The following is a 1036-nucleotide window of genomic DNA, read 5'->3' on the forward strand; positions in this document are numbered from 1 at the left end:
CTCTTCGGGTCGCGACGTCGGCTCGCTCACTAGTGTAGCCCTATCGGGCCGCGCCACGACACCGGACAAACCCTGTTACTAGACTACTAAGAGCGTGTCTTGCGTGGCCGGTGGGCGGGTCTCATGCGGCGAGCTGCTTGTAGCAGGTGATCGCGGCGGCGAGTTGTAGGAATGCGAGGAAGTGTTCGGCTTGGCGTTCGTAGCGGATGGTCAATCGGCGGTAGCCGGTGAGCCAGGCGATGGTGCGTTCGATCTTCCAGCGGTGGCGGCCGAGTCGTGCCGGATTTTCGACTCCGCGGCGGGCGATACGCGGCACGATCTTTCGCTCGCGCAACCATTGGCGGTGAGGATCGGAGTCGTAGCCTTTGTCGGCGCGCAACTTGTCAGGCTTGCGCCGCCGCGGGCCACGTGGGGATCGCACAGCGGGAATGGAGTCGACCATTTCTTGCAGCTTGGTGCTGTCGTGGGTGTTGGCCGCCGAAACGTCGACGACCAGCGGGGTTCCGCGGGCTTCGGAGAGCACGTGCAGCTTGGAGCCGCGCTTGCCTCGGTCAACCGGGCTTGGGCCGGTCAAGGTGCCCCCCTTTTGGCCCGGACGTGCGCGGCGTCGAGGATCGCCGATGACCAATCCAGCTCGCCTGCCGCGCCGAGCCGGTCAAGTACCGCGCGATGGATCGCGGCGAAGACACCGGCCTTGGCCCAGCTGGTGAACCGGCGATGCGCGGTGGGCACACTGACCCCGAACTGCGCTGGCAGGTGCCGCCACGCGCAGCCGGTGGTCAGCACGTACACGATCGCGGTGAACACCGACCGCTTGTCCAGCGGCGCGGTCCCACCGCCTTGGGGTCGCGGATCGAAGTCGGGCAGCAGCGGTTCGGCGATCTCCCAGAACGCGTCCGGCACCAGCCGGAAAGACAACTCGTTTACCACATGACACACTATGCAACAGAAATCACTTCAATCACATGAGACACGCTCTTAGTCGGGCAGAACAGCACCAACGGCGGCTCCAGGGACAGCGCGGCGAACGATTGGC

Annotated in this window: 1 protein-coding gene; it reads right to left on the reverse strand. The window is 65.3% G+C overall.

What is annotated here, in order from left to right; all coding sequences use genetic code 11:
• Window positions 1-121: 121 nt before the first annotated feature.
• Window positions 122-930, reverse strand: a protein-coding gene (locus F6Q13_RS17810; protein WP_293059395.1) for an IS5 family transposase whose coding sequence is annotated in 2 segments (ribosomal slippage) — window positions 122-597 and window positions 597-930 — 810 coding nt in all. Because the reading frame shifts where the segments join, the coding sequence is not laid out codon by codon here.
• Window positions 931-1036 lie beyond the last annotated feature (106 nt).

It is taken from the genome of Mycobacterium sp. (assembly GCF_008709575.1).
Classification (GTDB): Bacteria; Actinomycetota; Actinomycetes; order Mycobacteriales; family Mycobacteriaceae; genus Mycobacterium.